The sequence below is a fragment of the Azospirillum sp. TSH64 genome, assembly GCF_003116035.1.
Classification (GTDB): Bacteria; Pseudomonadota; Alphaproteobacteria; order Azospirillales; family Azospirillaceae; genus Azospirillum.
In genome coordinates this window covers 2,166,438-2,179,792 of record NZ_LGQW01000015.1, presented here as the reverse complement: position 1 = coordinate 2,179,792, position 13,355 = coordinate 2,166,438, and the positions used below count along the sequence as shown (strand labels likewise).

7 protein-coding genes are annotated in these 13,355 nt (G+C 65.3%); 4 read left to right on the top strand and 3 right to left on the bottom strand.

The window, feature by feature from the left end; translation table 11 throughout:
• The first annotated feature begins 39 nt into the window (after positions 1–39).
• Both TSH64_RS11420 and TSH64_RS11415 read left to right on the top strand, forming a co-directional pair.
• Positions 40–1,374, top strand: a complete 1,335-nt coding sequence (locus tag TSH64_RS11420; RefSeq protein WP_109096837.1) for an efflux RND transporter periplasmic adaptor subunit — start codon at positions 40–42, stop codon at positions 1,372–1,374.
• Entirely contained in the window at positions 1,371–4,490 is a 3,120-nt protein-coding gene (locus TSH64_RS11415) for an efflux RND transporter permease subunit (protein WP_109096836.1), read from the top strand. The genes TSH64_RS11420 and TSH64_RS11415 overlap by 4 nt, the downstream gene beginning before the upstream one ends.
• A gap of 42 nt (positions 4,491–4,532) precedes the next feature.
• Here the strand turns inward: TSH64_RS11415 and TSH64_RS11410 are convergent, their stop codons facing one another.
• Positions 4,533–4,958: a hypothetical protein gene (locus tag TSH64_RS11410; protein WP_109096835.1), complete on the bottom strand. Its 426-nt coding sequence runs from the start codon at positions 4,956–4,958 to the stop codon at positions 4,533–4,535.
• Between the two features lie 393 nt (positions 4,959–5,351).
• Here TSH64_RS11410 and TSH64_RS11405 point away from each other — a divergent pair, with 393 nt between their 5' ends.
• Positions 5,352–7,241 carry a PAS-domain containing protein gene (locus TSH64_RS11405; protein WP_247872886.1) on the top strand — a complete coding sequence of 630 codons (1,890 nt, stop codon included), beginning with the start codon at positions 5,352–5,354 and terminating at the stop codon, positions 7,239–7,241.
• Between the two features lie 396 nt (positions 7,242–7,637).
• Positions 7,638–9,167 carry a sensor domain-containing diguanylate cyclase gene (locus TSH64_RS11400; protein WP_109096834.1) on the top strand — a complete coding sequence of 510 codons (1,530 nt, stop codon included), beginning with the start codon at positions 7,638–7,640 and terminating at the stop codon, positions 9,165–9,167.
• 13 nt (positions 9,168–9,180) lie between these two features.
• Here the strand turns inward: TSH64_RS11400 and TSH64_RS11395 are convergent, their stop codons facing one another.
• Both TSH64_RS11395 and TSH64_RS11390 read right to left on the bottom strand, forming a co-directional pair.
• On the bottom strand, positions 9,181–11,232 hold the full coding sequence (locus tag TSH64_RS11395; protein WP_109096833.1) for an ATP-binding protein: 2,052 nt from the start codon (positions 11,230–11,232) through the stop codon (positions 9,181–9,183).
• 361 nt (positions 11,233–11,593) lie between these two features.
• Positions 11,594–13,285 carry a methyl-accepting chemotaxis protein gene (locus TSH64_RS11390; protein ID WP_109096832.1) on the bottom strand — a complete coding sequence of 564 codons (1,692 nt, stop codon included), beginning with the start codon at positions 13,283–13,285 and terminating at the stop codon, positions 11,594–11,596.
• Positions 13,286–13,355: the final 70 nt, after the last annotated feature.

Below are 13,355 nucleotides of genomic sequence, written 5' to 3'. Positions count from 1 at the left end.
TGTGCCGGCCCCTGGCTCCGGCGTTTGGAGTCCCATCGGATGAGACGGTTTTTCCTGGTCCTGCTGCTGGCCGCTGTGATCGGCGGCGGCGGGTACTATTGGTATGCGACCCACAATGCCGGGGCGGATGGCAGGACGGCTGCGGACGGCCAGAAGCCGCAAGCCAAGGGGGCGGCTCCGGCCGGTGCCGGCCGGGCGGTTCCCGTGGTGACGCAGACGGTGGCGGCTCAGGCGGTGCCCGAACAGATCGTCACCATCGGCAGCGTCCAGCCCATCGCCGCCATCGCCATCAAGGCCCGCGTCGACAGCGCGGTGGAAACCGTCAACTTCACCGAAGGGCAGGAGGTGAAGACCGGCGATACGCTCTTCACCCTGGACAGCCGGTCGCTCGACGCCCAGCTGCGTCAGGCCCAGGCCAATCTGGAGCGCGACCGCGCCAATCTGGAAAAGGCCAAGGGCGACGTGAAGCGCTATGCCGAGCTGGTGCGGACCAGCGCCATCTCCCGCACCACCTATGACGCCGCCGTCGCCACCGCCGACGCGCTGGAGGGGACGGTCAAGGCCGACCTCGCGGCGATCGAGGCGGCGAAGGTCTCGCTCAGCTTCACCCGAATCGCCGCCCCGATGGACGGCCGCACCGGCACCGTCGCCGCCAAGGTCGGCACCATGGTCCGCGCCGCCGACACCAACCCGCTGGTCACCCTGACCCAGCTGCGCCCGATCAACGTCTCCTTCAACGTCCCGGAAAAGCATCTGCCGGCGATCCGCGCCGCGATGGCCAGCGGCTCGCTTCCCGTGACCGCCACCATCGCCGGCGGCCATGGCCAAAATCCGGGGGGCGATAAGGCGGAAGGCAAGCTGTCCTTCGTCGACAGCCAAGTCGACCAGCAGACCGGCACCATCCTGGTGAAGGGCGAGTTTCCGAACGCCGACACCCGCCTGTGGCCCGGCCAGTTCGTCGACACCGTCCTGACGCTGCGCGTCGAGCAGAACGCCTTGACCGTCGCCGACCTTGCCGTCCAGACCGGGCAGAAGGGCCGCTTCGTCTATGTCGTCAAGGCCGACGAAACGGTCGAGGTCCGCCCGGTGACCGTCGAGCGCAGCCATGGCGGCCTCAGCGTCGTCGCCTCCGGCCTGAAGGCGGGCGAGCGGGTGGTGGTCGATGGCCAGTCGCGCCTGTTCCCCGGCGCGAAGATCACCGAGAAGGCCGGCGGCAAGCCCGCCGCCCCAGCCGGCTCTCCTGGCGGCGGCGAGACCGCCGAGGGCGGACGCCAGCAGGGTTCCGCCACCCAGGACGCCGCCCGCAGCACGGCAACCAATGGGGCGGCCAGCGGCCAGTCCGCCGAGGGCAAGAGCAGCGGGGGTGCCACGTGAACCTCTCCGAACTCTGCATCCGCCGTCCGGTGATGACCATTCTCCTGACGGCGGCCCTGGTTCTCAGCGGTCTGGCGGCCTACCGCCAGCTGCCCACCGCGGCGCTGCCGCGGGTCGATTTCCCGGTGGTCAGCGTCACCGCCACCCTGCCGGGTGCTTCGCCGGAGACCATGGCGGCGTCGGTCGCCAGTCCGCTGGAGCGCGAGTTCTCCACCATCGCCGGCATCGACACCATCACGTCGAACAGCACGCTCGGCAACACCAGCATCACCATCCAGTTCGTGCTGGAACGCGACATCGACGCGGCGGCGGCAGACGTGCAGGCGGCCATCGCCCGCACCCAGCGCCGGCTGCCGGCGGAGATGACGACTCCGCCCAGCTACCGCAAGGTCAACCCGGCCGACCAGCCGATCCTGTTCCTGTCGCTGAACTCGCCGACCCTGCCGCTGGCGCAGCTGAACGACATCGCCGAAACGCTGATCCAGCCCAAGGTCGCCACCCTGCCGGGCGTCGCCCAGGTGCAGATCTACGGCTCGCAGAAATACGCGGTGCGGGTGCAGGTCAACCCCAACGCGCTGGCCCTGCGCGGCATCGGCATCGACGAGTTGCAGAAGGCGCTGGCCGCCGCCAACGCCAACACGCCTGTCGGCACCCTGACCGGCCAGCAGCAGCAGCTGGTCATCGCCGCCAACCCGCAGCTTCCCGACGCCGCCGCCTTCCGCCAGCTGATCGTCGCCTACCGCAACAGCGCGCCGGTGCGCCTGGGCGACGTGGCGCAGGTGCTGGACAGCGTCGAGAACGACCGCACCGCCAGCTGGCTGAACGGCACCCGCAGCATCATGCTGGCGGTCCAGCGCCAGCCCGACGCCAACACCGTCGACGTGGTCGACCGCGTGCGCGAACTGGTGCCGGTCTTCCAGACCCAGCTTCCCGCCGCCGCCGCCATCCAGGTGGTCAACGACCGCTCCGAATCGATCCGTCAGGCGGTGGAGGACGTGCAGTTCACGCTGGGCCTGACCATCGTGCTGGTCGTCATGGTGATCTTCCTGTTCCTGCGCCGGTTGTCGGCGACGCTGATCCCGGCGCTGGCCGTGCCGATCTCGCTGATCGCGACGGCCGGCGGCATGCATCTGCTGGGCTTCTCCGTCGACAACATCTCGCTGATGGCGCTGACGCTGGCGGTCGGCCTCGTGGTCGACGACGCCATCGTCATGATGGAGAACATCGTCCGCTACGTCGAAGAGGGAATGGAGCCGTTCGAGGCCGCCATCAAGGGCTCGCGCGAGATCGGCTTCACCATCCTGTCGATCACCCTGTCGCTGGTCGCGGTCTTCATCCCGATCCTGCTGATGGGCGGCGTGGTCGGGCGGCTGTTCCACGAGTTCGCCCTGGTCGTCACCATGTCCATCGGCGCGTCGGCCTTCGTGTCGCTGACGCTGACGCCGATGATGTGCTCGCGCTTCCTCACCCATGCCCATGACCAGAAGGAGGGCTGGTTCGGCCGCATGCTGGAGGGCGGCTTCTCCGCGGTGCTGAACGGCTATGCCCGCACGCTGCGCTGGACCCTGCGCCACCGCCCGCTGATGGGGCTGGTGATGATCGGCACCGTCATCGGCACGGCGCTGCTCTACCAGGCGATCCCGAAGGGCTTCTTCCCGACCGAGGACATCGGCCAGATCCAGGTGACCACCGAGGCGCGGGCTGACATTGCCTTCCCGTCGATGGCGGAGCGGCAGCAGCAGGTCGCCGCCATCATCAAGGCCAATCCGGCGGTTGTCGACGTCATCTCCTCCGTCGGCGTCGGCGGCAGCACCGGCAACCAGGGCCGCATGTTCATCACCCTGAAGCCGCGTGACGAGCGTCCGTCGGCGACCGAGGTGATCCAGCAGATTCGCCGGCAGGTCAACGGCATCCCCGGCATGGCGGTCTACATGCAGCCGGTGCAGAACCTGCGCATCGGCGGCCGCGCGTCGAAGAGCCTCTACCAGTACACAATCCAGGGCCTCGACCTCGACGAGTTGTACCAGTGGTCGGGCCGTCTGGAACAGACGCTGCGCGGCATCCCCATCCTGCAGGACGTGACCAGCGACCTTCAGCTCAACAACCCGCAGGCCTACGTCCACATCGACCGCGAGAAGGCGGCGACGCTGGGCCTCGGCGTCGATCAGGTGCGCTCGACCCTGTACAGCGCCTTCGGCCAGCGGCAGGTCTCGACCATCTACACCCCCAGCAACGACTATCAGGTGCTGATCGAACTGGAGCCGAAATACCAGGGCGACGACAGTTCGCTGTCGCGCATCTATGTCCGCTCCACCACCACCGGCAAGCTGGTTCCGCTCGACGCCTTCGCGCGGGTGGAGCGCACCGCCGGCCCGCTGGCGGTGGCGCACCAGGGACAGCTTCCGGCCGTCACCCTGTCCTTCAACCTGGCGCCCGGCGCCTCGCTGGGGCAGGCGGTCGACCTGATCCGCGCGTCGGAGCGGGAGATGGGGCTGCCGCCCACCATCACCACCGGCTTCGCCGGCACCGCCCAGGTGTTCCAGGATGCCCAGGCCGGTCAGGCGCTGCTGCTCTCCGCGGCAGTGCTGGTGATCTACATCGTGCTGGGCGTGCTGTACGAGAGCTTCATCCACCCGCTGACCATCCTGTCCGGCCTGCCGTCGGCGGCCATCGGCGCGCTGGCCACGCTGATGCTGTTCGATGTCGAACTCAGCGTCATCGCCATCATCGGCATCCTGATGCTGATCGGCATCGTCAAGAAGAACGCGATCATGATGATCGACTTCGCGGTGGACGCCCGGCGTAACGGCATGTCGGCGCGCGACGCCATCGAGCAGGCCTGCCTGCTGCGCTTCCGCCCGATCATCATGACGACGATGGCGGCGATCATGGGCACCCTGCCCATCGCCATCGCCCATGGCGCGGCAGCGGAACTGCGCCAGCCGCTGGGGCTTGCCGTCGTCGGCGGGCTGTGCGTGTCGCAGGTTCTGACGCTCTACATTACGCCGTCGCTCTACCTCTACATGGAGGATTTCGGTCACTTCATGAGCAACCTGTTCCGCGGCCGCAAGGCGGACATTCCCCATGGCCCGATGCCGGCGGGCGGCGACGACTGAGGGGCGCGTGGATTTCCCTCTCCCGCCTTGGGAGAGGGGCGTTCACACCGCGATCTGGGTGACCATCGGCGTGTTGACCCCGGCATCGGCGCGGCGGTAGGCGTCGATGGCTTCGGACCAGGGTTCAATGGTCAGGCCGCTGCCCATGGCCTCCTGATGGATGCTCTGGGCGACATAGCCGGCGTTGGGAAGGGCGTTCAGCGGAACCGGGCCGCCATTGACCGGGCTGGATTCCTCCGCCGCACCGCCGATGGCAAACCCACCGGACGAACCGGCAGCCGTCCGCGCCCGTGTCGCCGTCGACTCTCCGTCGGCGCGGCCGCTGCCCTGCAGGGCGTCGCCGGTCGCCTCGGTGCCCTCTTTGCCGCGCTTGCGTTCCTCATCACCAGGGACGCGCCGGATCGGCTGGACCGCCGCAGCATCGCTCGCCAGCATCTGACGCAGCTTCGCAATGCCCGAACTGGGCATCGCGCTGGTCGGTGCGGGAAGGGCGGCCAATCCGGACAAGGGGCGGTTACCTCACGGGAGCAGGAAACGCGGGGTGAGCGGAATGCAGGGCGGCATAGTATCGCTCATCGGACGATCTTGCACAAACCTGTCGCCACCCGAAACAGGCTAGTGCGGCAAAGGTTCCGAAATGCTTAAAATGTCCCATAAATGTTGCGTGGTTGTGATGCGGTGATGCAGACGAAGGCTCGGCAGGATGGGCCGTGGCTGTTACAGTGGGACGTTCGATTGTGGACACGCGTAACGATGGATGGCGCGCCGACCTTGCCAGCCCGGATCCCCGACCTCCCGACGAACCATTCACCTGCGGTTGATTTACCCGGACAGGAACCCGTTGCCGGCGACGATCTTGCGGTGCTTGCGCTGGACCAGATGGACCAGGGCGTGATGCTGGTCGATCCCGACCTCCGGGTTCGCGTGATCAACCCCCGGCTCTACGAGATGTTCGACGTGCCGACGGGCTATATGCCGGGCGACGACTATGCCCGCATGGTCCATTACCTCGCCCGCCGCGGCGAGTATGGACCGGGCGACCCCGATGTCCTCGCGGCCGGTCATCTTGAACGGACGCGCCGGGCCGATCCGCCGCTCTATGAGCATCGCCGCCCCGACGGCCGCGTGCTGGAGGTGCGGACCCGCCGGACCTCCGCCGGCGGATTTGTCCGCACCTATTCCGACGTGACCGAGCGCCGCCGGGCAGAGGATGACCTTGCGACGCAGCGCCACATGCTGCGTCTGACGCTGGAGAATATGGGGCAGGGCATCGTCCTGCTGGACCGCGACCTGCGCTACATTGCCTGGAACCGCCATGCGCTGGACATCCTCGGCGTGTCGGAGGAGGTGATGTGCGGCAAGCCGGCGCTGTCCGACATCGTGCGCCATCAGATCGCCTCGGGTCTGGTCGCCATGCCGGTGGGAGCCCCCGATTTCGGCCACGATCTGGACGCCAAGACTCGCTATCTGATGGACCGTCTGGGGCGGCCTGAGCAGGAGTTCGTCTATGCCCGCCCACAGGGTGACGGCCGCTTCATCGAGGTGCGGGTGGTGCCGTTGCCGGACGGCGGGCAGGTGCGGACCTTCACCGACATCACCGACCGCGTCATCGCCGATGAGGCGCTGCGCCAGAGCCGCGAAATCCTGACCGGGGTGATTGACGCCATCCCGGCGCTGATCGACGTGAAGGATCGCGACGGCACGGTCCGGCTGACCAACCGCTTCTACCGCGAGACCTACGGTCCCGCCGCCGCCCCGCCTCCCGGCCCTGCGAGCGAGCGTGCAACGGCGCTCGACCGGCTGGTGGTGGACAGCAGCCAGGGCGTTCCTTTCCACGAGGACCGCGCCCCCGACGGCGACGGCGCGATGCGCGATTGGTTGACCACCAAGATGCCGCTGACCGACGAGGGGGGCGAGGTCACCCACATCGTCACGGTGGCGCTGGACATCACCGCGCGCAAGCGGGCGGAGGCCGAACTGCGCGATGCCCAGGCCAGCCTGATCCAGGCGGAGAAGCTATCTTCGCTGGCCCAACTGGTCGCCGGCGTCGCGCATGAGGTGAACACGCCCATCGGCGTCACCCTGACCGCCATTTCCCATCTGGGCGAGGAGGTCGGCCGCATCCGCGCCCTGTTCGAGGAGAACCGCATCCGCCGCAGCGATTTCCAGGATTTCCTGGACGTCGCCTGGGAATCGACGCGGATGATCCTGTCGAACGTCGAGCGCGCCACCGGCCTGATCCAGAGCTTCAAGCAGGTCGCCTCCGACCAGGCGAGCGGCGAGCGCCGCCCCTTCGACCTCGCCGCCTATGTCGACGAGGTGCTGCTGAGCCTGAGGCCCCGCCTGCGCCGGACCCGCGTGACGGTCGACCTCGACATTCCCGCCGGCCTGATCGTCGACGGCTATCCCGGCTCCTTCGCGCAGGTGCTGTCGAACCTGATCATCAATGCCCTGGTCCATGCCTATGACGAGGGCGAGACCGGCCGCATCCTGCTCACCGCCCGCGAACAGCCGTCCGGCTGGATCGAGATGCATTATGCCGACGACGGCAAGGGCATCCCCGCCGAGAACCGCCCCCGCATTTTCGAGCCCTTCTTCACCACCAAGCGCGGCATGGGCGCCAGCGGGCTGGGCCTCAGCATCTGCGCCAACATCATGACCGGCACGATGCGCGGCAGCATCTCGCTGGAGGATGACGGCGGGACGGGAACGCGGTTCGTGCTGCGTTTTCCGGTGCGGTTCGACGGTTAGCCCGTTCTCTGGTTTTGCGGACGGCCGCTGTTGAGGAAATTCAGGCAGCGACGTGCTTCCTATGCCGGTCGGATGCTTGGAAGAACTGAAGCGCGACGTTCGCAAGGTTGAAATTCATTAAAGAACAATGATCTGATTTCAGTCTTTGGATGTAGATGCAGGGCATGGCCGGGTGGAAAATTACCTGCATCGAAAAACAAAAAATTCAAAGCATGAATGAAAATGTATCCAGAGTATGTTTTTATGAGAATTATATAAATAAAATTGGTGACCTCCCTTATTGAAACGCACCTGATTCCGTAAATATTAATAAGATGTGATTGATTGATTTTCTAGAGAGGAAAAATCTTGCCGGCGAGAGGGAAAGCTCGTTTCCATCTGAGGGTATGGATCTCCGTGATTGCGATTGCCTTCGTTTTTTCGGCGTCATCTTTGTGTATTATCACCTTCGACAATGTCAGGGATTACCGGAATCTCGATCAGAAGATGGCTGAGAGCAACGTCCTCATGACGTCGAAGGCGTATAGTGAGTATGTGCTCAGGATCATCCAGAAAATCGATCAGACAGCTCAGATAATATTAAGCGAATATAGAGAGGGGCATGCTCCTCTGGATTCGATCGTAAAGAGCGCATCTTCCATCATTATGCCAGAATATCTATTTCAGGTTTCGGCGGTGAACAAAAACGGGTTCCTGATATTTTCAAACTTGAGTAAAGTTACCGAGCCGATTGACTTGTCTGACAGAGAGCATTTTCGGATCCATCTGGAGGACAAGCGCGACTTTCTGTACATCAGCAAGCCGGTTCTCGGGCGTGTGTCCCGTAAATGGTCGATCCAATTCACCCGCAAGATCATCAACAAACAAGGGGAATTCGATGGGGTGATCGTTCTGTCCGTCGATCCTTCCTATCTCGCGAATTTTTCAAACAGCGTCCTGCTCGGAGAAAGAGACGCGATCGGCTTGTCGCGGTACGACGGAGCGATCCTGTCCAGGGTGGTTGGGGGAATCTACCAGGAGCAATATTTCGGCACCGTGATCGGTTCGCGCCCTTACATGAGCGCACTTGCTCCCGACGCCGGCGTGTACGAGGCAGAAAGTCCCGTCGACGGGGTTCAGCGCTTCGTAGGCTACCAGAAGCTTCGCGACTATGGATTGGTCGCCGTCGCACTTTTCGATAAGGAAGCGGCATTCGCCCGGTCGGATCAAGCGCTGTCGACCGCCTATCTGATCGTCGGCGCCGGGACGTTCCTGCTGGCGCTGGCGTCCCTGGCGTCCGCCTTGGCGATACGCGCGGTCCTGCATGAATATGTAATCGAGCAGACGATGAACGCCGAATTGCGGACTGCCCATGATGAATTGGCGGTTGCGCACGCGTGCCTGAAAATGCGGGAAGAGGAACTGGTTGTCCTGTCTGAAACCGATCCGCTTTGCCGAATCGCCAATCGACGCCGTTTCATGACCGTAGCCGATGCCGAATTGATCCGGCATCGGCGTTACAGGAGAATTTTCAGCCTGCTGATTCTTGATGTCGATCACTTCAAGGCAATCAACGACACCCATGGCCATGGTGTCGGCGATGCGGTGCTCGTGGCCCTTGCCAATACAATCAAGACGCGTCTGCGGGAGACGGACACATTCGCCCGGATCGGTGGCGAGGAGTTCGCCGTCTTTCTTCCCGAAACCGATGTGAACGGGGCTCTCTCCCTGGCCGAAGACATGCGGCAGGCGGTATCGAGGACATGCATCGATGCAGGGGAGGGGCGGACGGTCTCGTTAACGGTCAGCATTGGAATCGCCTGCTCACACAGAGACTCGGCTTCGGTGAGCGATATCTTGAACAATGCCGACCATGCGCTTTACGCCGCAAAGCGCGGTGGTCGCAATCGCTCCATGGTTGAGGGAAACCACACGCTTCCGGTTTGACTGTCCGGCAGCCTCACCCCGCGATCAGTTCCCGGATCCGCGCCGCCAGCACATCCATGGCGAAGGGCTTGGTCAGCACCGACATGCCGGGTTCGAGCTGGCCGTTGTTCAGCAGCGCGTTCTCGGCGAAGCCGGTGATGAACAGCGTCTTCAGCTTCGGGCGGCCGACGCGGGCGAGATCGATCATCTGGCGGCCGTTCATGCCGCCGGGCAGGCCGACATCGGTCACCACCAGATCGATGCGCGCGCCCGATTGCAGAACCCGCAGGCCGGCTGCACCGTCCGCCGCCTCGATTGCCGCATAACCCAGGTCGCTCAACAGGTCCATCACCATCAGGCGCAGGCTCGGCTCGTCGTCCACCACCAGAACGGTCTCGCCCTGCCGTGCCGGCAGGGTCGTGGCCGGCTCCTCGCGGATCTCCTCCTCTTCCGCTTCGCCGCGGTGGCGGGGCAGATACAGGCACACCATGGTGCCCTCGCCGACCTCCGAATAGATCTTCACATGCCCGCCCGACTGCTTGGCGAAACCATAGATCATCGACAGACCCAGCCCGGTCCCCTGGCCGATGGGCTTGGTGGTGAAGAAGGGGTCGAAGGCCTTCTCGATCACGTCCGGCGTCATGCCGGTGCCGTTGTCCGACACGCAGAGCGAGACATATTGGCCGGGCTGCATGTCCTGCTGCCGCGCCCCTTCATGGTCGATCCAGCGGTTGCCGGTCTCGATGGTGATCCGGCCGCCCTTCGGCATGGCGTCGCGCGCGTTGATGCAGAGGTTCAGCAGCGAGTTTTCCAATTGGGAGGGATCGACCATCGTCGCCCACAGCCCAGACATGCCGACCATCTCCACCTGGATGCCCGGTCCCACCGTGCGCTGGACGAGATCCAGCATGCCGCCGACCAGCCGGTTCATGTTGACCGCCTTCGGTGCCAGCGTCTGCTGGCGGGAGAAGGCGAGCAGCCGGTGGGTCAGAGCCGCCGCACGCCGCACTGCGCCCTGGGCGGCAATGATAAACTTGTCCAGCTCGTTGACGCGGCCCTGATCGACACGGGCGGCGATGCGTTCCAGGGCGCCCGAGATGCCGGCCAGCAGGTTGTTGAAGTCGTGCGCCAACCCGCCGGTCAGCTGTCCGACCGCTTCCATCTTCTGCGACTGGCGCAGCTGCTCCTCGGCGCGCATCAGTTCGGCGGTGCGTTCGGCGACGCGCTGTTCCAGCGTTTCGTTCAGCGCGCGCAGCGCCGCCGTCGCCCTGTCGCGCTCGGCCTCAACCGCGCGGCGCTCCTCGACGTCCAGCAGCACGCCGGGGAAACTCAATGGCGTGCCGTCGGGCCCGTGCTCGACCCGTCCGTTCGCCTCGATCCAATAATAGTTCCCGTCCGACCGCTTGACCCGATACTGGTGGGCATAGGCGCCGCCGCGGGCGATGACCTCCTGGATGGCAGCGAGCAGCCCCGGTTTGTCGTCCGGGTGGACGCTGGTGACCACCTGCTCCAGGCTGAGCCCGTCGCGGCCCAGCGAGGGGTCGAGACCGAAGGATTCGGCGAACGGCTTGTCCACTGTGAAACGATTGGCGGGCAGGTCCCAATTCCAGGTGCCGATGATGGCGCCGGCCGCCAGTGCCAGCTGGACGCGCTGCACATTCTCCCGCGCCAGCGCCTCGCTGACGCGCAACGCCTCTTCCGCGTGGCGCCGCGCGGTGATGTTGCGGAACAGGACGGAGACCTGGCGCAGGCTGGCCGGTTCCAGCCTTGCCGCCGACACCTCGATGTAACGATCCACCAGTGCAAAATGGCGCTCGAATCGGATGGGCTCGCCGGTGCGCAGGACATTGCCGTACAGCTCGATCCAGCCATCCGCTTCGGCCGGCGCCAGATCGCGCACCGCCATGCCGACGATGTTGCGGATGCCGGTCTGGCGTTCGTACCCGTCGTTGGCCTCGATGTGGATGTAATCGGTGAGGTTGCCGTCGGCATCCTCGCTGAACTCGATGATGCAGAACCCGTCGTCCAGAGCGTTGAACAGAGCGCGATACCGGTCCTCGCTCCGGTCCGACAGCTCAGACGTCAACCGATGTTCCGCCACTCGATTCTCCCTCGTCCCGCCGGACCCACAAGCTCCGGCGCCCTGTTCTATCGGCCGGCAGGCGCTCGAGAGCAATTCGACGTAATAAATATGCGAAAAGGATAATCCCCCGGCAGACTATGGGTTGGGACAGATGCCCCATGCAATGGCGCAGTCTCCGGGAAAAAACTGCTCAGGGATATGCAACCGTAGAGACATTGGGCGGCCGCTCGGACCGTTCCATTTCCCGAAGCGGGAAGGGCAGCCGAAGCTGCCCTTTTTTCAAGACTGGGAGGTGGCGTTTTTACTCACCTGTCCCATCGGCGGTGGAGGATGCGGGCACATTCTCCCGTCCTCTGCAATGCCCTCACGCCGCGCGGATACCGGCCAGGAAGCGTTCGACCTCGATCTTCATCTGTTCGGATTGCCGCGACAGTTGGCCCGCGGCCCCCAGCACCTGGGTCGCCGCACTGCCGGTCTGGGTGGCGCCTTGGCTGACCTCGGCGATGTTCGCCGTCACCACCTCGGTTCCCCGCGCCGCCTCCTGGACGTTGCGGGCGATCTCGCCGGTCGCGGCCCCCTGTTCCTCGATGGCCGACGCGATGGAGGTGGCGATATCGTTGATCGTGGTGATGGTGCCGCCGATCCCGGTAATGGCGTTTGCGGCTTCGCCGGTCGCCTGCTGCATCGCCTGGATCTGGCCGGCAATCTCTTCCGTCGCCTTGGCGGTCTGGGTGGCGAGATTCTTCACCTCGCTGGCCACCACGGCGAAGCCCTTGCCGGCCTCGCCGGCGCGGGCCGCCTCGATGGTGGCGTTCAGTGCCAGAAGGTTGGTTTGGCTGGCGATGTCGGTGATCAGCTTCACCACGTCGCCGATGCGCTGGGCCGCCTCGACCAGCCCCTGGACCTGCCGGTTGGTCGCGTCCGCCTCGCTGACCGCCTGGGCAGCGATGGTGGTGGAGCGCGAGACCTGCGCGCTGATTTCCGAGATCGACGCCGTCAGTTCGTCGGTCGCCGACGCCACCGTCTGCACATTGACCGAGGCCTGCTCCGCGGCGGCGGCCGTGCTGGCGGCCTGGCTGTTGGTCTGTTCGGCGGTGTGAGACATGCTCTGCGCAGTGGCGTCCAGTTCAGTGGCGGCGGCGCTCACGGTGCGCAGGATGCCCGACATGCTGCTGTCGAAGCCGGCGACCAGCCGTTCCACCGCGGCGGTGCGCCGCTCCTTGTCCAGCCGTTCCGCCTCCTCGGCCGCCGCCATGCGGGCACGGTCAAGCGCGTTCTGGCGGAAGACCTCGACAGCGCGGGCCATGCCGCCGATCTCGTCGCCACGGTCCTTGCCGGCCACCTCGACCGACAGGTCGCCATCCGCGAGGCGGGACATCGTCCCGGTGATGCCGGTGATCGGCTTGACGATACCGGAGCGCGACACGGCGACGCTGACCACGACCGCCAGGCCGATGCCGCCGATGCCGACGACAAGCATCAGGGTGATCATGTGGGTGCTGAAGGCGTCGAGTTCGTCGTTCGCCTGCTGGATGCTGTCGATGTTCCGCTGTGCCGCCGCCTCCAGGGACTTGCCCAGCGCGGTGCGGCTGGCCCGGCTTTCCGGTGTGTCGCCGTGCTTCTGCGCCGCCTCCGGAGAGACTTCGACGCCGAGCCGGGCGACCTCGTTGCGGATGGCGACGAACTCGTTGGCGCTGGCCACCATCTTCTGGAAGTCGGCCTTGCGGTCGGGCGTCAGCAGACGTTCCCACTCCGCCATCCGCTTGCCGATCGATTCGGTCGACTCCCTGATCCCCTTGCTGAACAGCTGTGCGTCGTCCTTCGACTTGACGGCATAGAGGCCGCGGCTGTCCATCACCGTCTTGTAGATCAGGCTGCTGACCTGTTCGGCGAGCAGCGCCCGCTGCGAGCGGACCTGGATGTCATCGACCCTGCCGCCGAAGGTCTGGATCGCGAGGAAGCCGATGGTGCCGATTACGGACGCGATCAACGCCATCAAGATGACGATGGCGGAGATTTTGCGGCTGATGCTGATGCGGGTTAGCAGGGTGCCCATGGGCCGGCTCGTTTTTGGCGGGAGGAATATTCCCCTCACCATACTGTAGTATGCCTTTGAGCTTATCGAG